Origin of the sequence: Hyalangium minutum, from assembly GCF_000737315.1 — a bacterium.
In the GTDB taxonomy this organism is placed as follows: Bacteria; Myxococcota; Myxococcia; order Myxococcales; family Myxococcaceae; genus Hyalangium; species Hyalangium minutum.
This window is the reverse complement of the sequence record NZ_JMCB01000040.1, coordinates 1-20956: the sequence shown is the minus strand read 5'-3', so window position 1 is coordinate 20956 and position 20956 is coordinate 1. Positions and strand designations below refer to the sequence as shown.

Annotated in this window: 13 protein-coding genes and 1 riboswitch; of the genes, 6 read left to right on the top strand and 7 right to left on the bottom strand. The window is 69.0% G+C overall.

Annotation, left to right across the window (positions count from 1 at the left end; all coding sequences use genetic code 11):
- Positions 1–4: 4 nt before the first annotated feature.
- Complete coding sequence (locus DB31_RS44140) at positions 5–4627, bottom strand: molybdopterin cofactor-binding domain-containing protein (RefSeq protein WP_044198994.1); 4623 nt, start codon at positions 4625–4627, stop codon at positions 5–7.
- A gap of 139 nt (positions 4628–4766) precedes the next feature.
- On the opposite strand from DB31_RS44140, the gene DB31_RS44135 reads away from it, so the two are divergent.
- Positions 4767–5831, top strand: a complete 1065-nt coding sequence (locus DB31_RS44135) for a ribonuclease T2 family protein (RefSeq protein ID WP_044198992.1) — start codon at positions 4767–4769, stop codon at positions 5829–5831.
- A gap of 147 nt (positions 5832–5978) precedes the next feature.
- On the opposite strand, the gene sugE is transcribed toward DB31_RS44135, so the two are convergent.
- Positions 5979–6305: a quaternary ammonium compound efflux SMR transporter SugE gene (sugE, locus tag DB31_RS44130; RefSeq protein WP_044198990.1), complete on the bottom strand. Its 327-nt coding sequence runs from the start codon at positions 6303–6305 to the stop codon at positions 5979–5981.
- Positions 6306–6321: 16 nt separating this feature from the next.
- Positions 6322–6383, bottom strand: a riboswitch (guanidine-III (ykkC-III) riboswitch).
- A 268-nt stretch (positions 6384–6651) separates the two neighbouring features.
- On the opposite strand from sugE, the gene DB31_RS44125 reads away from it, so the two are divergent.
- The gene (locus tag DB31_RS44125) at positions 6652–9906 is read left to right on the top strand and encodes a fused MFS/spermidine synthase (RefSeq protein ID WP_044198988.1); all 3255 of its coding nucleotides are present in this window, start codon (positions 6652–6654) and stop codon (positions 9904–9906) included.
- 36 nt (positions 9907–9942) lie between these two features.
- Here DB31_RS44125 and DB31_RS44120 read toward each other — a convergent pair whose 3' ends face one another.
- Complete coding sequence (locus DB31_RS44120) at positions 9943–11088, bottom strand: sensor histidine kinase (protein ID WP_075306497.1); 1146 nt, start codon at positions 11086–11088, stop codon at positions 9943–9945.
- Positions 11089–11306: 218 nt separating this feature from the next.
- On the opposite strand from DB31_RS44120, the gene DB31_RS44115 reads away from it, so the two are divergent.
- The 4 genes from DB31_RS44115 (at position 11307) to DB31_RS44100 (ending at position 17631) form a co-directional block, all read left to right on the top strand.
- Positions 11307–12302 carry a sugar ABC transporter substrate-binding protein gene (locus DB31_RS44115; RefSeq protein ID WP_044198986.1) on the top strand — a complete coding sequence of 332 codons (996 nt, stop codon included), beginning with the start codon at positions 11307–11309 and terminating at the stop codon, positions 12300–12302.
- 17 nt (positions 12303–12319) lie between these two features.
- A complete protein-coding gene (locus tag DB31_RS45875; RefSeq protein ID WP_052420678.1) occupies positions 12320–15013 on the top strand; it encodes an ATP-binding protein in 2694 nt (897 codons plus the stop codon).
- A gap of 63 nt (positions 15014–15076) precedes the next feature.
- Positions 15077–16048 (top strand): nicotinamidase, encoded by a 972-nt coding sequence (locus DB31_RS44105; RefSeq protein ID WP_044198984.1) that lies wholly within the window; start codon positions 15077–15079, stop codon positions 16046–16048.
- The gene (locus tag DB31_RS44100; protein ID WP_240487246.1) at positions 16045–17631 is read left to right on the top strand and encodes an ArnT family glycosyltransferase; all 1587 of its coding nucleotides are present in this window, start codon (positions 16045–16047) and stop codon (positions 17629–17631) included. The genes DB31_RS44105 and DB31_RS44100 overlap by 4 nt, the downstream gene beginning before the upstream one ends.
- 15 nt (positions 17632–17646) lie before the next feature.
- On the opposite strand, the gene DB31_RS44095 is transcribed toward DB31_RS44100, so the two are convergent.
- From DB31_RS44095 to DB31_RS44080, 4 genes are all read right to left on the bottom strand, one after another.
- Positions 17647–18831: a glycerate kinase gene (locus tag DB31_RS44095; protein WP_044198982.1), complete on the bottom strand. Its 1185-nt coding sequence runs from the start codon at positions 18829–18831 to the stop codon at positions 17647–17649.
- Entirely contained in the window at positions 18828–19172 is a 345-nt protein-coding gene (locus DB31_RS49485) for a hypothetical protein (protein ID WP_157232430.1), read from the bottom strand. Before DB31_RS49485 ends, DB31_RS44095 begins: the two co-directional genes overlap by 4 nt.
- A complete protein-coding gene (locus DB31_RS44085) occupies positions 19169–19654 on the bottom strand; it encodes a YkgJ family cysteine cluster protein (protein ID WP_044198979.1) in 486 nt (161 codons plus the stop codon). Before DB31_RS44085 ends, DB31_RS49485 begins: the two co-directional genes overlap by 4 nt.
- 51 nt (positions 19655–19705) lie before the next feature.
- Positions 19706–20956: class I SAM-dependent rRNA methyltransferase (locus DB31_RS44080; RefSeq protein ID WP_052420727.1), on the bottom strand; the 1251-nt coding region annotated here is incomplete at its 5' end.

Sequence of the window (20956 nt, the reverse complement as noted above, 5' to 3'; positions counted from 1 at the left end):
TGCGTTACACCTTGAGATCGTTCTCACTCACCTCGCAGGCCCTGCGCACCTCCTGCACAGTGGCCGGAGCGTCGAAGCGGAACAGGCCGTCGAGTTTGCGCTCCAGGCGCGAGGCGCGGATGGCCGCCTTCACCGCCAGAAACACACTGGTGGCCAGTACCAGCGGCGGCTCGCCAATCTCCTTCGAGGAGAAGATGCCTTCGGTGGGGCTCGCCGGCACGTCCACTGAGTCGCGCGGGAACAGGGACACGTTCAGCTCCAGCGGGATGCTGGTCACGGCCGGTGGCTTGTAGCGCCAGGTGTTCACCGAGTTGAGGCGTCCGGCCTCCGGCCCACTCGGCTCGAAGGCCAGCTTCTCGGACAGCACGTAGCCGAGCCCCTGGACGAAGGCGCCCTCCACCTGGCCCACGTCAATGGCCGGGTTCAGGCTCCAGCCCATGTCGTAGACGATGTCCGCGCTCAACACCTTCACCTCGCCCGTCAGGATGTCCACCTCCACCACCGAGCACGCGGCCGAGTAGGTAAAGCCCGGGAACGAGTCGTATCCGCCGGGCTTGCCCGTCGAGCTCGCCTTGTAGCCGGGGAGCTCCGGCTGCAGCTCGAGCGGCTTGTAGGTGAGCGCCGGCATGGGCGTCTCGCCTCCCGGGATGGGCGCGGTGAAGGTGGCCGTCAGGCCCACGCGGTACTGGTAGGCCATGGCCACCAGGTTCTGCCAGATGAGCTTCTTGGTCCCGTTGTTGTCCACCTCGGTGCTCCAGCCCGCCTCACCGTAGTTCCAGAAGTCGATGTTCCGGCTGTGGCACCAATCGTTGCCTTGCTCCTTCAGCAGCTCGTAGCCGAAGGCCATCAGCCGCGAGGCCAGATCCTGGCACGTGCGCTTGACCGCCTCGCCGTTATAGGCCGTTCCCGTCGACGCCCCGGTGCCGGTGGGATTGGGAACGACGGCCGTCCTGGCCGCCTCGACCTGGATCTTGTCCATGGGCACGTTGAGCACGTAGGAGGCGATCTGACGGACCTGCGTCAGCAGGCCTTGCCCCATCTCTACGCCGCCCTGGTGGATGATGATGGTGCCGTCGCCGTGGTACACCGAGACGACCGCGGCTGCCTGCTCCAGCATCGCCAGGTTGTAGCCCGAGCCGTACTTCACGGGCATCATCGCCAGCCCCTGCTTGCGCCAGCGGTTGGCCGCGTTGAACGCGTCCACTTGCTGGCGCTTCGCCTCGTAATGGCTCTTCTGCTTCAGGTACGCCCAGACCTGGCGCATGTAGCAGTACGACAGCGGCTGCCCGAACGGCGTTACATCCCCTCGCTCGTAGAGGTTCTTCTCGCGCACGTCCTCCGGCAGCATGCCGATGGAGAAGGCCGCGTCGTCCACCGCGTTCTCCAGCATCAGCTTGCCCTGCACGTCTCCGAATGATCGGAACGCGGTGCTCGGCGCAGTGTTCGTCCGGCACACGTCGATCTGCGACTCGAAGTTGGCGATCCGGTAGGCGTTATCCGAGCGCGTCTGGATGCAGTTGGAGACGACGAAGGAGCAGTCGTAGAAAGCGCCGCCATCGCCCCACATCTTGTTGAGCAACCCGCGGATGAGGCCCTTGTCCTTCGGGTTCACCTCGCCCCGGTCGATGGCGATCTGGTACTGGGCGAAGTAGGCGTGGCGCTTGCCAATCATCGCCGTATCCTGCTCGCGAGACAGGACCAGGCGCACCGGCCGCTTGGTGGCCTGCGCGGCGATGGCCGCCGCCCCCGCCACGAAGCGGGCCTGCTCCGTCTTGCCGCCGAAGCCACCGCCCACCGGAGGGACCTGCACTTCGATGCTGTTGTAGCTCGCGCCCAGCGCCATGGCAGTGGTCTGGTGCATGGAACTGGGGCTCTGCGAGGAGGGCCGGATGAGCATGCGATGGTTGTCCAGGGGCTCGGCGATCGCTGCCTGCGTCTCCATGTAGAAGTGCGCCTGGCCCCCGCACGTCTGCGTGCTCTCGACGATCTGGCAGGAGATGCCGTCCAGCGTCCCTGTCCGGTTGACGATCGTCCGGTCGATCCGCTGCTCCGGTGTGTCCTTGGGAGTGACCCAGTCGAACCGGCTCCCGTTTCGCGTCACCTTCCAGATGTGTGACACGGAGGGTGACTGGGTGGGGTAGTCCGGGTAGACGCTCCCCAGGCGGATGGCATCATCGAGGGTCAACACCGGCTCCGACCACCAAGTCGGGGACTGCTTCAGCGAGCGAAGCTGCAGCCTCGACTCGGGCTTGACCGGAGCGTAGCCGATGCAGCGCTCGGTGACGTACCCGGCGATGCGCTCGGCCTCCTGCTCCGTTCTCGCCAACACCAGCGCGATGGACTGGCCCACATAATTCACCTCGCCAGCGGCGAAGAGCGGCTGGTCGGCCCCCATGCCCTGATTGTTGATCCCACCGTCCTTGAAGACCTCGGCGGTGATGAGATCGACGAAGCCACCGTAGCGGCTCGAGAGGTGCTTGCGCAGATCGCCCGCGCTGGCAGCCTCGTCACTGCCAGGGATGATGAAGTGGAAGGTGGCCAGAGCCCGCCGGCTCAGGACGAAGGAGGCGTTGAGGGTCCTCGGAGGGACCGGCAGCTCATGGGTGTAGTGCAACTGCCCGGAGGCCTGCTGCATCGCCGTGTCCTTGATGTAGGGCTGCGCGACGGGCGCCTTGTAGGGCTGGGGCTTGTAATCCTGCGTGCCGTCGCTGACTCCCCAATTGCCCCATTTGATCTCCCCCGCCGATTGGAGCGCATGAGGGACCTCGCCGCCCCGCTCCAGCAGCGTCTTCACCACGGCCTTGTAGAGGAACGCCGTGGCCAGCTGCATCCGGTACTCATTCGTGAAGCCCTCCGACGGCAGCCCCTGCATGCGCAGGGACCAGCGCGTCAGCTCCACGCCCACCTCGTCGGCCAAGCTCTTGGCCAGCGCTGGGACGGCCGCCAATGACAGTGTCTTGCCCTTCAGCGCTTGCTCCGTCTTCCGGGCGCGCCACGGGTAGGGAGCAATGCCTCCGAACACCACCACCGCCTCTTCTACTTCCAGCGACTTCGACAGCTGCAGCCGGCTGGCCCCGTTGAGGATGCTGTGCGCATTCACGTCTCGCAGCGCCACCTTCTGCGCCAGGACGACTTCGTTCTCCTTGCCGAACGGCACGTGGTAGGCCAGCAGCACGATGCTGTCCGCCAGCTTGGGGTTGGCGATGACCTGCTCCACCAGCTCCAGGGCCGTGGCGCGCCGCGGCTGGGCTGCCTCGCCTTCCTGCGTGTCCAGGTACTCGATCTGCGCGTCGATGGCGGCCAGCACCGTGAACACATCCGACGGGAACGGCTCGCCGGTGCCCTCGGCCATGTGCTTGAGCACCAGCATCGTGTTGCCGCCCAGCGACGCCGCGTTGCGGACGATCCGCCCGGCGGTCCGACGCGCCATGAAGCGCGTGGCCCCCAGCCGCGTCGTCTCCGGGTAGTCCGTCTCCTCGTGCTTCCGGGCCTGGGCCTCGCCCACGGAGAGCATCGTGCGCTCCAGCACCCGGATGAACTCGCTGTAGTTCATTCCAGCCCCGACGCGCAGCCCGCCCTCCGTCTCCTTGGGCTCCGCGTTCAGCTCCGGGATGGACCGGATGTCCAGGTAGATATCCGCCTCCAGGTACTCTTCTTTGTAGATGCCGTAGGCGGTGTTGGAGTGGACCAGGCGCACCTTCTTTCCCTGGAACTGGCGCATGAGGCGGGCCAGCTCCACCAGGCTGGTGGGGGTGCGCCACACGCGCGCGCCGTCGTCCAGTGACACGCCGCTGGCAGCCACCTGCGCCGCGGGCGGGAACGGAATCACGACGCGTGGGGCGGGGACCTGGTGCGCGGCGTAGTCATCCGGCAGGCACTCCATCCGGTTCTCTGCGTCCTCCTTCGTCCAGTCGGAGGCGAAGGTCTTCATCCCGGTGAGGATGGAGCGGTAGCCCGTGCAGCGGCACAGATTGCCGTCGAAGATCTCCTCGATCTCGCGCTTGGTGGCCTTGGGGTGGTTGGTGATGAACTCCGACATGTTCATCACGAAGCCCACGGTGCAGTAGCCGCACTGCGTGCCGTTGTTCATCGCCAGCCGGTGGGCCACCGGGTTCATGCCCTCGTGCGAGAACTCCGTGGGGTGGATCGGCACCTCCTGCCGAAGCTCCGCGGTCAGGGTCTGGGGCTGGGCCTTGTTGACGCGGGCGATCACCTCCAGGCGCTTTTTGTTGGCCGCCTGCTGAGCTTCCACCACCGCCGGCTGGGGTAGGGTCTGCAGCTCTGGCAGCGCGCCCCCGCGGGAGTAGAGGGCGGAGTGGGACAGGTTCCTGGGGTTCGGCCGCCGCGCGGCGCCCGTGCCCTCCACCGTCGTCACCACCAGGCCTTCCAGCGCCAGCACCGGGCGCAGGCAGGAGTTGATGGCGCGATGCTCGGCGTGGCGCTCCTTCTCGTTCCAATTCGAGAGGATGACGGTACAGCCACCGCATCCGCCCTGTCCGCAGGGCTTCTTCGGGCCCGCCAGCGCGACCTCGGGAGAGCGCAGATAATCAATCAGCAGCAGCTCCGGTGACGGGTCCTCGATGGTGACGGGCCTGCCATTGAGGAAAAACGACACTTGCTTGGCCATGAAGTCCTCGATGAAAAGGGCGGGACATTAGTGGTGCTTTTTCAACAAATCAATTGCCTGTATGGCCTGGTTTTGCCAAGAGTCTCACTTCCGCGCGGACCCGTCACGGTGACCGCGCTTTCACCTCTGGGGGCCTCCCATGCGGCGCATCGTCCCAAGTCTTGTCCTGGTCAGCCTGTGGTCCGCCTGCGTCCGTACGACGCCCGCGCCCTCCGAGGCCTCACAGCCGAAGAATCCGGCCGCCTCGTCCGTCCGCGCGGCTCCTGACAAGGTGGCCGAGGAGTTCAACCTGCGTCCCCTTGCGTCCGGAATCACGCCCAACGGGGCGAACGCCGCGGGCAGCCCCAACGGCGGCCCCGGCACGGCGGTCCCCTTTGGGTTCTATCTGCTGGCACTTTCCTGGGCTCCCAACTTCTGCTGTGGCCACCCGGACAAGGAGGAGTGCCAGGGTTTGAGTGGCAGTTTTGGAGCCACCCATCTGACGATCCACGGCCTCTGGCCGAGCTACACGGATGCGGAAGCCCAGCAGGCAGGGTCCCAATACGCCTGGCCCCAGTACTGCGCCCCCTACGGCTCCTGCACCTCGAAGAACCCTCCGTCCGGCTGCTTCCCGGATCCCTCCACCATTCCAGAGGCCATGAAAATCTATGGTCCCGGCTACGTGTCCGATAACGACTTCCTGGCGGACCATGAGTGGCCCAAGCACGGGAGCTGCACGGGCCTGGACTCCGGCACCTACTTCTCCTCGGCCATCACCGAGCTGAAGGCCCTGCCCGGTGACCAGGGGACCCCGGCGCTGCTGGCGCAAAACGTGGGCGGCACGGTGTCAGCCACGGAGCTGCGGGCTGCCTTTGGCTCCCCCGAGTCCGTCGTGCTCAGTTGCGACTCGAACTGCAACCTCACGCAGGTGGGCATCTGCCTGAAGAACACGGGCCTCGGTTCGGTCCCATCCCAAGTCCGGACCGCCTGCCCGAACAACACGACGCAGTCCGCTTACGACAACGGCTGTTTCGTTAATCATTGCCAGAACGTGACGATCCAGGCTGCGGGCCAGTGCTCCTCCGGCGGCTCCAGTTCCAGTGGGACGGGCGGCAAGTGCAGCAGCCCGAACCAGGGACCCTCATGTACTGAAGACTCGGCCTGTGTCTCCCAGGGCTACCTGCGTTGCGCGAAGTCAGGCTGCTGCACCACGGTTCCCCTCTAAACGCAACCGCGGCAAGACGGGACAGGAGATAACGCCCCATCGTCGCGGTCCTGTTCCAAGGCCTGCATCGCATAAGCCAGGTGTCAGTTCCCGGTCAGGGGAAGACACACGTCCGGCGCCTGGCGGATGCTGGGATGCGCGACGCCGTCAGCGTCCGTCACCGCTGGTGAGCTTCAGTCCAACGATGGAGATGAAGAGCAGCGCGAGGAAGAAGAGGCGCGACCCGGTGACCGGCTCGCGGAAGAGCACGATGCCAAGAATGGCCGCGCCCAAGGCCCCGATTCCCACCCATACAGCGTAGGCGGTGCCGATGGGCAGGCTTCGGGCTGCGAGCGCAAGCAAGCCGATGCTGGCGATGAGGGCGGTGACGGTGAAGAGACTGGGGAGGAGCTTGGAGAAACCATCGGTGTACTTGAGGCCGATGGCCCAGCAGACCTCCAGCAACCCGGCGACGACCAGGAGAACCCACGACATGACAGCACTCCTTCAGTAGGCGTCGTCTTGTCGTGACCGGGTACGGCGCACCTCTCGTCCGGGCCCGATGCGCTCTCCTAAGCCCATCGAACAGGGCGGCATATAACCACGCGCCGCGTCCCCGTCCAGAGGAGAGCAGCCGACGAGCCGAGCCCGCAAGGGGGAGCCGGGGCACGCACCTCGGCCAGCGGAAGCAGGGGAGGGGGCCCGGCCGCTCGCGTGCCCTCCGGGAATGCGTGCGGACGTTTATGGCCGAGTCGAGGGGGCTGCGGTTTAATCCGCGCCCCAGCGCGCCCCGAGTCCCCCCGGAGGGGCCCCCGACGGCGCGCTCAGACGAGAGAACCGTATGAATGCCCGTGCCCTGAAGATCGCCCCGTTCCTGTTCGGTTCGGGGCTGTGCGCATTGATCTACCAGACCGCGTGGCAGCGAGAGCTCCGGCTCATCTTCGGCGCCTCCACCGCGGCCTCGGCGGCGGTGCTCGCCATCTTCATGGCCGGCCTCGGCTTGGGCGGAGCGCTGCTGGGCTCTCGCGCCGACAAGCACCGCCGTCCCCTGGAGCTCTACGGCAACCTGGAGGCCCTCATCGCCGTGAGCGCGGCGCTGACCCCGGCCCTGGTGTGGCTGGCCCGCACGGTCTATGTGGCGCTCGGCGGCACCGTGTCGCTGGGGCTGGTGGGTGGCAGCATCGTGCGGCTGGTGCTCTCCGCGCTGCTGCTCGCCGTGCCTACGGTCCTGATGGGGGGCACCTTGCCCGCGGCAGCCCGCGCGGCGGAGACCCCCGATGACGTGCGGCGGCGCGCCCTGGCTGTGCTCTATGGCGTGAACACCCTGGGCGCCGTGGCTGGCGCCGCCCTGTCCACCTTCTTCCTCTTCGAAGTCTTCGGCACCCAGCAGACGCTGTGGCTGGCGTGTCTCGTCAACGGGCTGGTGGCCGTGGCCGCCCGCGTGGCCTCGCGCTCGCTGCCGGAGCAGAGTGTCCCCGCCGCCGCCCCCGTGGTGGCGCCCGAGACCGCTTCCGGAGCCGAGCCCGCAGCGGCCTCCGTGGCCAAGGCCCAGGTGGGGGTGGCGCCGCCCCGGTTCGTGCTGGGCGCCGCGGCGGCGGTGGGCTTCGCCTTCCTGCTGATGGAGCTCGTCTGGTACCGGATGCTGAGCCCGCTGCTGGGTGGCTCCACCTTCACCTTCGGCCTCATCCTCATCGTCGCGCTGCTGGGCATCGGCCTGGGCGGCGCGGCCTACGCGGCGTGGGGACAGGACCGGCCCGCGACGCTGCGCGGCTTCGCGCTCACGTGTCTGGCCGAGGCGCTCTTCATGGCGCTGCCTTATGCGCTGGGAGACCGCATGGCGGTGCTCGCGATGATGCTCCGGCCGCTCGAGGGATTCGGCTTCCTGGGGCTCGTGTCGAGCTGGGCCGTGGTGGCCTCGCTCGTCATCTTCCCGGCGGCCTTCATCTCCGGCGTGCAGTTCCCTCTGCTCCTGGCACTGCTGGGCCGCGGCCGGGAGAATGTGGGCCGCGAGGTGGGCCTCACGTACGCGTGGAACACGGTGGGCGCCATCATCGGCTCGCTGGCCGGTGGCTTCGGGCTGATGCCGCTGCTGACGGCGCCCGGAACGTGGAAGCTCGCGGTGGCGCTGCTGCTGGTGCTGGGGGGCGGCGCCTTCGTGCTCTCGCTGACGCGGGAGAAGCAGGCCGGCCGGCTCTGGCTGCCCGCCGCTGTGGGCGCTCTGGCAGCCGTCATGCTGATGCAGGAGGGCCCCACCGCGGGCTGGCGCCACAACCCCATCGGCGCGGGCCGGGCCCGGCTGGAGCGGCCCACCCTCAATACGCTGCGCACCTTCCTGGAGACGCCTCGCCGGGAGATGAAGTGGGAGTACGAGGGCCTCGAGAGCAGCGTGGGCGTCCGTCTCGTGGATGGGCCCTCGTTCTATGTGAACGGCAAGTCGGACGGAAACAGCATCGGCGATGCCTCCACCCAGGTCATGAGCGGCCTGGTGGGCATGCTGCTGCACCCGCAGCCGAAGCAGGCGCTCGTCATCGGCCTGGGCACCGGCAGCACCGCCGGGTGGATGGGCTCGGCTCCGGACATGGAGCGCGTGGACGTGGTGGAGATCGAGCCCGCCATCCTCAAGTTCGCCGAGCAGTGCTCTCCGGTGAACCAGAACGTCCTCTCCAACCCCAAGGTGCACACCTTCATCGGAGATGCGCGCGAGGTGCTGCTCGCCTCGCAGAAGCAGTACGACATCATCTTCTCCGAGCCCTCCAACCCCTACCGCGCCGGCATCTCCAGCCTCTTCACCCAGGACTTCTATCAAGCGGCGCGGCAGCGGCTGGCCCCCGGCGGCATCTTCATCCAGTGGCTCCAGGCGTATGAGATTGACGCCACGACGATGCGCAGCGCCTACGCCACGCTGGCCTCGGTGTTCCCGGCGGTGGAGACGTGGCAGACGAACAGCGCGGACCTGCTGCTCATCGCCACCGAGGCGCCGATCTCCTACGACGCGGACCGGATGCGGGCCCGGTTGACCCAGGAGCCCTTCCGCAAGGCCGCGCTCGTGGCGTGGCAGACGGACGAGCTGGAGGGCGTGATGGCCCACTACCTGGGCAACGACGCGCTCACCCGGAACCTGGCCGAGGGCCAGGAGGCGCTCATCAGCACGGACGATCGCTCCTTCATGGAGTTCGCCATCGCCCGGACGGTGGGCCGCCGGGAGTTCCTGTCGCTGCGGGTAATGCTGCGCGCGGGCGCCTCGTCCCTGCAGGCGAACCGGCCCACGGTGAGCCGCGGCTCGGTGGACTGGGAGCGCGTGGAGCAGCAGCGCATGCTTGCGGCGGCCTCCTCCCAGAACCTGCTGCTGACGCCGCCGCTGAAGTTCACCCGCTCCGTGCAGGAGCGCCGCGAGTTCCTGGAGCTGCTCTCCCGGGGTGACGCGGCGGGCGCTGTGCGCAGGTGGCGCGAGGCCGGGTGGCAGCCCAAGGGCCTGCTGGAGCTGACGATGGTGAGCCGCGCGCTGGCGCAGACGGCCGACGAAGCCGCGATGCCCTTCCTGGAGCAGCTGCGGACGCTGGCGCCCATGGAGGCGGATGTGCTGCTCGGCGAGCTGCGGCTGCGCCAGGGCCGGTGGACGGAGGCCTTCAACGCGCTGGATCAGGCCTACGACGCGCTCCGCCGCGAGCCCTGGGGCCAGCGCACGGTGACGAGCCTGCTGATGCAGGCCACGCAGGAGCTGGCGCAGAAGGAGCCCTCGCTGGGCCGCCGCCTGTATGCCCGCTTCGAGCAGCCCTTCGCCGCCTACGCCCTGGAGACGCAGCGCCACAAGGTGCGGCTTGCCCTGGCCAAGGTGCTGGACTGGCACGGGCTGTGTCAGGCGGCGCTCGAGCCCTACGCGCAGCACCCGCTGTGGCAGGAGCAGTTCCTCGCCGAGCGCTACGAGTGCTACGAGACCACCAAGAGCCCCCTGCGCGAGCAGGCCTTGGCCTCGCTCACCGAGTTCCTCGCGGACGAGCCTCCGCCGCTCTTCCAGCAGCTTGGCTCGGGCGCAGGTGGCCCGGAGGCCGCCCCCGCGGACGCCTCCCCGTCTGTCTCCGAAGACGACCTGCGCTGAGCCTTCGCGGGCCCGCCTCCGAGGCGAGGGGCGGGCTCAGGGCGTGAGAGCCGCTGGGAGATCGAGCACCATCCGGGTGCCGCTCCCGGGCTGGCTCTCCACCTGGAGGTGCCCGCCCCAGGACTCCACCAGTTGCCTGACGACAGGCAGCCCCAGGCCGGTGCCGGAGCCGGGGGGCTTGGTGGTGAAGAAGGGCTCGAAGATGCGGGCCAGCACCTCCTGCGTCATGCCCGGGCCGTTGTCCTTCACCCAGGCCTCGATGCGCCCGTCCACCTTGCGCTGCACGCCGGCCTCGATGGTGGGCCCGTTCACGGCCGTCACCGCGTCCGCGGCGTTGCCGAGCAGGTTGAGGAACACCTGCTGCGCATGCACGGGGTTGCCGCGGATGCGACAGTCCTCTCGCGACAGCACCAGGGAGACATGGGCGTGGCGGGTGCGCCCCGTGAGCCGCAGCATCTGATCGACTTCCTCCAACACGCGGCAGAGGTTGGCCTCGGGGACGGGACCCTCGTCGGGACGGGCGATGCGCAGCAGGGTGCGCGACAGCTCCGTGACGTGGTTGGACACGTGGGTGAACAGCTCCCGGGGATTCAGCTCCTCTCCTCCCACGGGAGGCGGCGTGATGCCGGGCCTGGACAGCTCGAGGGCGCTGCGCAGCACGTGGGCGATGTTGTTCAGCTCGTGGCTGACGCCCGCGGCGAAGGTGCCCAGCATGGCCAGCCGGTCCACCCGCAGCACCTGCTGGCGCAGCTGCTCCACCGTGGCGAGCGCGTGGTCCCGCTCGGAGGCCAGGAGCCGGTGGTAGGCGCGCACCTTGAGCAGGTTGGACACGCGCGCCCTCAGCTCGGCGCCATGCACGGGCTTGCGCAGGAAGTCGTCCGCTCCGACTTCCAGCCCTTGTACGAGGTCTCTCCGATCATCCATCGCCGTGACGAGGATGACGGGAACGTAGTCCGGGTGCAGGCGCTCCCGGAGGCGGCGGCACACCTCGAAGCCGTCCATCCCGGGCATCAGGACGTCCAGCAGCACCAGATCCGGGACTTCCTCCTCCACCGCCTCCAAGGCCTCCTCTCCGCTCGCGCAGCCACGGAGGCGGTAGTCCATGGGTTGCAGCAGGGCCTCGGCCGTGGTGCGGCTGAGGGTGTCGTCATCCACGACGAGCACTCGCGGCGTTTCGCACATGGAGCGGCTCACAGAGGACTCAGAGGAGAGCAGCTTTGAAGCCATTTCCCTGGATTATAGCAGTCCCAAGGAAGGCGCTTCTTCCCTCTAGGCCGTATCAAGACGAGAAGTGAAACCTACCCGTGAGGGTATGCCTTACCGGTTCTCTGGAAAGGTTGCGTAGAATCGTCACTCGCGGGTCAGCGCCCCTGTGCCCGCGTCTTCGAGGAGAGACCGCCTTGCGTTTCCCGCGACTTGTGTGGTGGCTCCTGGCCCTGGGACTGGGGCTGGCGGCGTGCAGCGACTCAGGCAAGCTGGCGGTGCAGGGGGTCGCCGCCCCCTCGAAGGCCGTTGAAGCCACGCCCACGCCCGCGCCCACGGTCCGGAAGGTGGCGCTGGTGATGAAGACGCTCACCAACCCGTTCTTCGTCGAGATGGAGCGCGGCGCCCGCAGGGCGGAGAAGGAGCTGGGCCTCGAGCTGCTGGTGAAGACGGCCTCGCAGGAGACCTCCATCGAGCAGCAGATCCAGATCGTCGAGGAGCTGATCCGGATGAAGGTGGAGGCCATCGTCATCGCGCCAGGAGACTCGCAGCGGCTGGTGCCAGTGCTGAAGGCCGCGCAGGACGCGGGGATTCCCATCATCAACATCGACAACCGGCTGGATCCCGAGGCGCTGAAGAAGCACGGGCTGATCAGGGTCCCCTTCGTCAGCGTGGACAACGCGAAGGCGGCGTACGAGTCGGCGCGGTTCATCGCGCGGCAGGTGAGCAAGCCCACGCAGGCGGTCATCCTCGAGGGCATTCGCAGCGCGGACAACGCACGCCAGCGCAAGGAGGGCGCGGAGCGGGCGTTCAAGGAGAACCCGCTGATTCGCATCGTCGCGATGGAGACGGCGAACTGGAAGATCGACGAGGGCTATGAGGTGTCCCGGAAGCTGTTCATGGCCCACCCGGACATCACGCTGGTGTTCTGCGCCAACGACATGATGGCGCTGGGGGCGCTCAAGTACCTGAAGGAGGCCGGCAAGCAGGGCGTGAAGGTGGCGGCGTATGACGCGCTCGACGAGGCGCGCGCGGCGGTGAAGGCGGGGACGCTGGCGGTGACGGTGGACCAGCAGGCCGCCGAGCAGGGCTATCGGGGCATCCTCCTGGCCCACCGGGCACTCGAGGGCGAGTCGCTGCCCGAAGTGACGCTCATCGATACGCGGCTCGTGACGGTGGAGGCGGTGAAGTAGCCCTGTCCCGGCTCCCTGTGGCGCTCCGCTCCTCCATCACCTTCAAGCTGATCGGCTACCTGCTGGCCGTGAGCGTGGCGCCGTTGCTCATCTTCGGCGTGACGTCCTACGAGCTGGCGCAGCGGGCCATGCTCCAGCTGGCCAGCGAGTCCAACGCGCGGCTGCTGGCGGACCAGCGCGACTACCTGCTGCTGCAGTCGGAGCAGCTGGCGAGTCTGGCCACCAACATCGCGGGCGTGGAGGACATCGGCAACGCGCTGGCCTCGGCCGAGGTGAACGACAGCTATTCGGCATTGGTGACGCAAGCGAAGGTGGGCTACATCCTGAGCGGCTACAGCAGCCTCAAGGGGCTGGTGTCCATCGATCTGTTCACCCCGCAGGGCCAGCACTTCCACGTGGGAGATACGCTGGACACCTCCACGGTGCTCACGGAGCTGAGCAAGCGGCTGTACGCGGCGACGCTGGCCTCGAAGCAGTCCATCGTCTGGCACGGGGTGAAGGACAACGTGAACGCGGCCTCGGCCCACCGCAAGGTGCTGGTGGCCACGCGGTTGATCCGGCGGGTGGATCCGGCGCACCTGGAGCCCGAGCCGGTGGGCATCGTCGTCATCAACTCGTCCATCTCGCACCTGTACGAGCACTTCCTGGGGCTGGACCTGGGGGTCGGCAGCTACCTGATGGTCGCCGACAACGAGGGGCGCCTGCTGTTCCACCCGGACAAGAGCCTGATCGGTGAACCCCTGCTGCTCGAGTTCCAGAGGCTGCTGGCGGGGGCGAGCGGCACCGTGGCCCTGGAGCTGGGAGGGCAGGAGGTGCTGCTCAACCACCTGCGTGTGGAGGAGCTGAACTGGCAGGTGATCAGCATCGTGCCGCACGCCACGCTGACAGCGCCCATGGCGAAGATTGGCAACGCGTGGTGGGCCGTCCTGGTGGCGTGCTTCGCCGCGATTGGCGCGGTGGCGGTGCGCTACTCGCGGCGGGTGGTGGAGCCCATCCGCGCCATCTCCGGGGGCTTCCAGGACATTCAGGAGGACCGTCTGGACCGGGTCCGGCCGCTGTCACCGGCGCCCACGGAGGATGAGATCTCGGAGATGGTGAGCTGGTTCAACGCGTTCCTGGACAACCTGAACGCGCGGCGGCGCTCGGAGGAGGAGCTGAGGCAGGCGAAGGAGGCGGCCGAGAGCGCCAACCGGTCCAAGGGCGAGTTCCTGGCGAACATGAGCCACGAGATCCGCACGCCGATGAACGCCATCCTGGGGATGACGCAGCTGGCGCTGGAGGCGGAGTCTCCCCAGGAGCGGCGGGACTTCATCCTGAAGGCGCGGCGCTCGGCGCAGTCGCTGCTGGGGATCATCAACGACATCCTGGACTTCTCGAAGATCGAGGCAGGCAAGCTGGAGCTGGAGAGCGTGCCGCTGTCCTTGAGTGAGCTCGCCGCCGAGCTGGCGGACGTGTTTGCCAGCTCGGCGCGAGACAAGGGGCTGGAGCTGCGCTTCGAGATGTCTCCTGAGCTCCCGAATGCCCTGTCGGGAGACCCGCTGCGGCTGCGGCAGGTGCTGCAGAACTTGATCAGCAACGCGCTGAAGTTCACCGACTACGGCCAGGTGGTGGTGCGAGGGCAGCCGGTGTCTACCGAGGGAGACCGGGTGGTCTGCCGGTTCACCGTGAAGGACACGGGCATCGGCATCGCGGCCGAGCACCTGCCGCGCCTCTTCCAGTCCTTCTTTCAGACGGACAGCTCGGTGACGCGCCGCTACGGAGGCACGGGGCTGGGGTTGGCCATCAGCAAGCGGCTGGTGGAGATGATGGGGGGCCGCATCGGCGCGGAGAGCGCGTCTGGGAGGGGCAGCTGCTTCTGGTTCGAGCTGCCCCTGGCCCGGGTCTCCGGCAACGAAGTCCCCAGAGGAGAGCCGGAGCCCTCGCTCCCGCGGGGGGCGAGGATCCTGCTGGTGGAGGACAACCCGCTGAACCAGGAGGTGGCGCTGCACTTCCTGAGGAAGGCGGGGCTGGAGGTGGTGGTGGCGGAAAATGGCGCTGAGGCCCTGGAGCGTGTGGCTCAGGGCCGTTACGACGCGGTGTTGATGGACTGCCAGATGCCGGAGATGGATGGATACGAGGCCACGCGGAGCATCCGCGCGATGCCCCAGGGCTCCCAGTTGCCCATCATCGCCATGACGGCCAATGCGCTGGCGGGCGATCGCCAGCGCAGCTTGGACGCGGGCATGAACGATCACCTGAGCAAGCCGATCGATGCCAGCCGGCTCTACCAGACGCTGGCGAGGTGGCTCGCGCAGCCCTCGCGAGGCGAGGCGCCGCGGGAGCCATCCCCTGCCGAGGAGTCTCGCACGATGAACCGCCCGGATCCGCGGCATGTGAACCTGGACGACGCGCTGGCCAACCTGGACGGGGACATGGCCCTGTACCGGCGGGTGGTGGGGCTGTTCCTGGTGGATGCGCAGGTCTGCTGGAAGCGCTTCCAGGCAGCGGTGGCGGCGGGGGACCGTGAGACGGCCACCCGGGCGATCCACACCTTGAAGAGCTTGGCGGCCAGCGTTGGCGCCGAGGCCCTGAGGGACCACTCCCGGACGCTGGAGGCGGCCTCGAGGGAGGGAGACGCGCCCGCCGTCAAGTCAGGGACTCCCGCGGTGGAGCAGGAGCTGGGGCAGGTGCTGGCGGCGCTTCAGGCCTTTCTGCAGGCTTCCCCCGGGTAGTGGCCACCTGGCCCGGTATGATGGAGTGAACGCCCGCTTGGGAAGCCACCTTCGGAGAACGCCATGTCCCTGCCCATTCCCCGCTTTCATGAGGACGCTCGCGCGGGGCAGCTCTACCTCGAACGTGCCGCTGACGTGGCCAAGGAGGCCCGGCTCTATGCCGAAGCGAACCGCATCCGCCCCGCCCGCGAGGACAAGGTCCGCATCGCCGCCTTCGGCATCGACGTACAGGTGGCTTTCTGCACCCCCGGCGCCAGCCTCTTCGTCCCCGGAGCCGTGGAGGACACCCAGCGCACCCTTCGCTGGCTCTACGCGAACCTGGGGCGCGTCACCGAGCTCGTGTTCTCGCTGGATACCCACCGGGTGTTCCAGATCTTCCACCCCTCGTGGTGGCAGGACGCGGGCGGGCAGCCGCCTCCGCCGCTCACGGTCATCACCGCCGATGACATCCGCCAGGGCCGCTGGCGCCCCACGCGCCACCCGGAGGAGAGCCTCGCCTACTGCGAGCGGCTCGAGACCAGCGGCAAGTACGTGCTCACCGTGTGGCCGTTCCACGCGCTGCTCGGAGGCCTGAGCCACTCGTTGGTGCCCGCCATGTACGAGGCCAGCTTGTTCCACGCGCTCGTGCGCGACACGCCCACCTGGTTCGAGCTCAAGGGCGAGCACCCGCTCACGGAGAACTACTCCGTGCTCTCGCCCGAGGTGACCGAGGTGCGAGGCCAGAAGGTCGGTGAGTTCAACACCCGCCTCTTCGACCACCTCATGTCCTTTGATCGTGTGTACGTGTTCGGGCAGGCCAAGTCCCACTGCGTGCTGTCCACGCTGAGGGACCTGCGCCAGCACATCGAGCGCACGGATCGCTCGAAGATGGGCCGCGTCGTCATCCTCGAGGACGCCATGAGCCCGGTGCCCGCGCCGCCGCTGGATCCGCTGCCGGCCGCGCTCGACTTCCCGCGCGTGGCGGATGAGGCGGTCCGCGAGTTCCAGCAGGCGGGCATGCGCGTGGCGCGGACCACGGATCCCCTCGACGTGTGAGCCAGGTTCCTCGCTGGGGGATCGTGCTGGCTGTGGCGCTCTGCGTGCGCGGGGCGTACCTGCTCACCGCGCACGGCCCGGCCTTCGAAGCGCCGCTGATCGACGCGGACTACTACGACTTCCTGGGCGAGCAGCTGGCGCGCGGGCAGGGCTTTCCCGAGGGGCCCTTCTGGCAGCCGCCGCTGTACCCGATGCTGCTGGGCGCCCTGTACTGGCTCGGTGGGCACAGCTTGTGGTGGCCGAGGCTGCTGCAGGCGGTGCTGGGCTCTCTCACCGCCGTGCTCGCCGCGAGGGTGGCATGGCGCCTCTCGGGCCGCCCGGCGGTGGAGCTGATCGCGGGGCTGCTGGTGGCGCTGCATGGGCCGCTCGTCTTCTATGACGGGGAGCTGCTGTCCACCTCGCTCGGCACGTTCCTGGGCGCCGCGGCGCTCTGGCTCGCCGTGCGCGAGCCTCCCTCCGGGTGGATGGCGCTGGCGTGTGGGGCGTGCATTGGCCTTGGGGCGCTCGCGGTGGCGCCGCTGCTGCTGCTCCTGCTTCCGCTGGGCTGGGCGGTGGCGCGGAGCCGGCCGATCCGAGCCGCGCTCTGTGTCGTGGCCTGTGCCGCCCCGGTGCTCTGGGCCACGGCCTTCAACCACTCCCGCACGGGAGAGTGGCTGCTCATCTCCGCCAATGGAGGCATCAACCTCTGGCTGGGCAACAACGCGGACGTGGACCGGAGCATGGCCATCCGTCCGGGTGCGGCCTGGGAGGCGCTGGTGGATGAGCCCTCGCGCCAGGGCTTCCATACGCCCGGCGCCCAGGATCGCTACTTCACGCGGAAGGTGTTCGTCTTCTGCCGCGAACAGCCTCTCCGCTGCGTGAGCAACCTTATATGGAAGGCCCGGCTGCTGCTCGTGGCCCGCGAGCTGCCTCGCAATGAGGACCTCTATGTCGTGCGCTCCCAGTCCCCGGTGCTCTGGGCGCTGACCGCGAGGCCTGGGGGCGTGGCGCTGCCGTATGCGCTGCTGTGGCCGCTCGCGGCGGTGGGCGGCGTGGCGCTCTGGCGCAAGCGGAAGGAGGGCGCCGAGCAGGCCCGCAGAGCGCTCACCGTGGCGGGGACCGCGCTCATGCTGGCGGCTCCGTCCATTGTCTTCTTCGTCTCCGGCCGCTACCGCGCGCCACTGGCGCCGATGCTGTGCGTGCTCGCGGCGCTGGGGCTCCTCGTGCTGTGGGAGTCGCGCGGGGCTGCGCGCGCTGTGCCCGTGGGGGTGGCGCTGGCGGTGCTCGGGCTCTCTCTGTGGCCCGTGCGGCTCGCGGTGGACTCCGTGAACTTCGAGGCTGAGCTTCAGTACGCGGTGGGTGGACGCCGAGCCCGGCTCGGGGACGATGCAGGGGCCGTGGAGGCGTGGCGGCTCGCCGTGGAGCGCAAGCCGGACTACCTGGAGGCGGGCTTCAACCTCGGGCTTGCGCTGGAGCGCCTGGGACGGCCCGAGGAGGCGGTCCGTGCCTACCAGTCCCTGCTGCGCTGGTACCCCAGCGAGCCTCTCTTGCGGGAGCGGCTGGCCCAGCTGCGCGACGCCGCGAACGGTGGTGCCAGCCCCTGAGGCCTGGTCCTCTCGCTACATCGAACCGCCAGAGCCCAGGTGCTCGTCCCCGGCTTCCCGGTCGTGGCCGCGATCCCGTTCGTCGTGCGGCTTCATGTGCCGGGCGGTGGAGGCCCAGCGCGCGGCGGCCTCCCGGAGCGCCCGCACCGCGGCCTCCTTGTCGAACGGCGGACTGCCCAGCTCGATGATCTCTTGGAACAGCGTGGTGTCCAGCCCCTCCTCGTGGACGGTCGAGCCCACGAAGAGCACCACCGGCTTGCCCAGCTCCTTGGCCGTGCGCGCCAGGGCGGCCGGCCCCTTGCCCAGGGTGGTCTGCCGATCGAAGCGCCCCTCGCCGGTGAGCACCACGTCCGCCACCGCCACTCGCCGCTCCAGCCGGAGCCCATGGGCGACCAGCCGGTACCCGGAGGCGATGTTCGCCCCCGCCAGCACCGCCAGCCCGTACCCGAGCCCTCCGGCCGCTCCCGCGCCCGGCACCCGGATGAACTCGGGCGCGAGCCCCTGCGCGAACCAGGCCAGTGCCTCCTCCAGCTGCTCCACCGTCTGAGGATCCGCGCCCTTCTGCGGCCCGAACAGCTGCGAGGCGCCATTGGGGCCCAGCAGCGGGGCCGTCACGTCCGTGGCCGCCAGCAGCTCCACCTCCGTGAGCCGGGGGTGCCGCTGGGTGATGTCCACGCGCGCCATCTGCCGGAGCGCGGCGCCACCCGGAGGCAGCAGCTGGCCCTGCGCATCGAGAAAGCAGTAGCCCAGCGCCGTGAGCGCCCCGGCCCCGCCGTCGTTCGTCGCGCTGCCACCCATGCCGACGATGATCCGCGAGCAGCCCGCATCCAGCGCCGCGCGGATCAGCTCCCCCGTGCCATACGTGGACGCGCGCCGGGCATCCCGCTCCTCGGGGCGCAGCAGCGACAGCCCCGAGGCCGCGGCCATCTCGATGATCGCCGTCCGTCCGGACTCCAGCAGCGCCCAGGCTGCCTGGACCGGAGCGCCAAGCGGGCCCTGCACGGTGAGGACCCGTTGCTCTCCAGCGCCTCCCGCGAGCAGCGCGTCCACGGTACCGGGCCCGCCATCCGCGAGCGGCGCGACATCGAGGAGGACTTCGGGAGCGGCTTCCTGGAGCCCGGCCTGGAGAGCCTCGGCCACCTCGGAGGCGGTGAGAGTCCCCTTGAACTCCTGAGGGGCAACGAGCCAGCGAAGCGTCACGGGTCGGTCTTCGCTTCCTTGGTCGGCTCCACCGTCACCTGTCCGGGCAGGGACAGGGCGACACATTGGCTCTTGAACCCGTCCTCCACGCACTGCTCATGGTCCTTGCACCGGCCGCGGCAAGGCAGGGCGACGCAGTAGCCCGTGTTGGGATCGCACGTGGTGCCCGGGGCACACGCTGAGAAGCACCCGCCCTGTGAGCGCGACACGCCCGAGGCAGCCACCGCCACGGTGGTGTTGATGATGGCCGCAGCTACTGTGTTCGAGCCTCCGCTGGCGCACCCCGCCAGCAGCGCCAGCAACGCCCCTGCAGCCCACGTCTTCCATGAACGACGGCTCATGATTGCTCCTCCGAGGAGAGGGCCTCGGTGTGCCACTCCAGTAGGGGCCGCGGCCCTGTCAGGCCCGGCCTCACGCGTTGAGAGACAGCCTCGAGCCGCCGCAGCAGCGCATCGACCGTCTCCACGGGCTGGCGAGCGGGGCCCCGGATCCGCTCGCAGAAGAAGGTGCGGCAGCCAAAGGGCCGATCCGCGTAGGCGGTGCACCGCAGGCCCGAGGCATCCAGGTACGGGCAGCCCCCATCCGCGCGCTTCGGTGGAAGCGGACGGTGAGCGGAGAGCAGCTTCCACTCCGGGTACCAAAGCCACGGCTGGCGCTGAGTCTTCGCGAGCTGGCAGCACTCGCCGCTGGCGGGGCAGGAGAAGGGGGCGTAGGCGGCATCCGCCTGCCGGTAGATGGCACGCAGCTCGCTGAGGGCGCGCGCCTCGGCGATCGCCGAGGTGGCAGGGGCCTGCTCCTCATCGTCCCAGTCGCGCGCTCGCATCCGCAGTCCCTTTTTCTCACACCGGGGGGGCCGCGGTCGAATGCGGCGGGCTCACAGCACCCGCAGGACGAAGCACTTCAGGTAGCGCGTCTCCCGCAAATTCAGGAGTACCGGGTGATCCTTGCCCGCACCCCGGCGCTCGATGATCTGCACGCGCCGGCGCGCATCGGCCGCAGCGGAGGCCAACATGTCCTCGAAGGCCTGCTCATCCACGTGGTACGTGCAGCTGGCGGAGATGAGGTAGCCGCCGGGGCGGAGCAGCTGCATGGCGCGCAGGTTGATCTCTTTGTACCCGCGAAGCGCGGCTGCCACGGCATCCTTGTTCTTCGCGAACGAGGGTGGATCCAGGACGATGGTGTCGTAGCGCTTGCCCTCGTCCACCGAGTCGCGGAGGAAGTCGAAGGCGTTGGCGACGACGACGTCCAGGTTGGTGAGGCGGTTGGCGGCGGCGTTGTCGCGCAGCTGGGCGCTGGCGGCCTCGGAGATCTCCACGGCGGTGACGCGCTGGGCGCGGGTGGCGAGCTGGAGCGCGAAGCCGCCCACATAGGAGAAGCAGTCCAGCGCCTCGCCGAAGGCGTACTGCGAGGCCATGACGTGGTTCTCGCGCTGGTCGAGGAAGGCGCCGGTCTTCTGGCCCTCGAGCAGATCGGCGCGCATGCGCACGAGGCCCTCGTCGAAGGAGACGGGGCCGGGCAGCTCGCCGCGCAGCACGGTCTTCTCGGGCTGCAGGCCCTCCAGGGCGCGCACCCCTACATCCGAGCGGTTGACGATAGCGCGGGGGGAGAACAGCTCGGTGAGCAGATCGGTGATGAGCTCCTTGCGGGCCTCCATGGCGGGCACGAGGAACTGCACGCTGAGGTAGTCCCCGTAGCGGTCCACCACGAGCCCGGGGAGCTGGTCCGCCTCGCCGTGCACCACGCGGTAGGTGCGCTCGCCGGGGAGGGCTTTGCGGCGCAGGGCATCGGCCGAGACCAGGCGCTGGCGGAAGAAGTCCACGTCGACGGGGATGTCCTCGTAGGAGAGCCAGCGCAGGGAGATCTTCGAGTGCTTCGAATAGAAGGCCTTGCCGATGAACCAGCCGCGCCCGTCGGTGACGCGCACCACCTCGCCGCCGGGGAGGCCAGGGTCACCGTTGAGGTCGGCGCGGTAAATCCACGGGTGGCCAGCCTGCCAGCGCTCGACGCCGCGGCGCAGGAGCTGGACCTGGGGGAGTCCATCCGGGCCGAGCTCGGGCGTGGTGCGGTCCGGGGCGGGCTTTTCCTGGCGGGGGTGGGGGCGGCCTCGGCCGTGCTGGGGGCGGCT

Bases quoted from the DNA above. Each gene is read 5' to 3' on its own strand.
- DB31_RS44140 (WP_044198994.1), bottom strand. From the start codon at position 4,627: ATGGCCAAGCAAGTGTCGTTTTTCCTCAATGGCAGGCCCGTCACCATC.
- DB31_RS44135 (WP_044198992.1), top strand. From the start codon at position 4,767: ATGCGGCGCATCGTCCCAAGTCTTGTCCTGGTCAGCCTGTGGTCCGCC.
- sugE (WP_044198990.1), bottom strand. From the start codon at position 6,305: ATGTCGTGGGTTCTCCTGGTCGTCGCCGGGTTGCTGGAGGTCTGCTGG.
- DB31_RS44125 (WP_044198988.1), top strand. From the start codon at position 6,652: ATGAATGCCCGTGCCCTGAAGATCGCCCCGTTCCTGTTCGGTTCGGGG.
- DB31_RS44120 (WP_075306497.1), bottom strand. From the start codon at position 11,088: ATGTGCGAAACGCCGCGAGTGCTCGTCGTGGATGACGACACCCTCAGC.
- DB31_RS44105 (WP_044198984.1), top strand. From the start codon at position 15,077: ATGTCCCTGCCCATTCCCCGCTTTCATGAGGACGCTCGCGCGGGGCAG.
- DB31_RS49485 (WP_157232430.1), bottom strand. From the start codon at position 19,172: ATGAGCCGTCGTTCATGGAAGACGTGGGCTGCAGGGGCGTTGCTGGCG.
- DB31_RS44085 (WP_044198979.1), bottom strand. From the start codon at position 19,654: ATGCGAGCGCGCGACTGGGACGATGAGGAGCAGGCCCCTGCCACCTCG.